This window comes from Citrobacter sp. TBCS-15 (genome assembly GCF_005280815.1).
Classification (GTDB): domain Bacteria; phylum Pseudomonadota; class Gammaproteobacteria; order Enterobacterales; family Enterobacteriaceae; genus Citrobacter; species Citrobacter werkmanii.
This window is the reverse complement of the sequence record NZ_SZWK01000295.1, coordinates 1-304: the sequence shown is the minus strand read 5'-3', so window position 1 is coordinate 304 and position 304 is coordinate 1. Positions and strand designations below refer to the sequence as shown.

Genomic DNA, 304 nt, shown 5'->3' with positions numbered 1-304 from the left:
CGATATTCTTAACCAAAAATTCGTTACACTTGAATATCAAACAGAGATTTTTCAGGTATATGCTGATTTAGCTTTAGCAGACATTACAAAGACAGAGGGTTATGGCAAGAACGGAACTTTCAGCGAAAAGATAACTTTTGATATAATTACAAAGTGGTACACTTACGAAAACTTAACTTTCGATATGGTTCAAAATGGTAAAGTTATTTCTGGAAAGTCTAAAATTTATGGCGGAACAGCACCAGGATACTATAAGTATGTCAAAGGAACTTCTTACACTTATTATGGAGAAACAAACATAGAG

Annotated in this window: 1 protein-coding gene; it reads left to right on the top strand. The window is 32.9% G+C overall.

Going from position 1 to position 304, the window contains the following annotated elements:
* The coding region (locus FDW96_RS22100; RefSeq protein WP_212732929.1) for a phage distal tail protein domain-containing protein at positions 1 to 304 on the top strand (304 nt) is incomplete at both ends.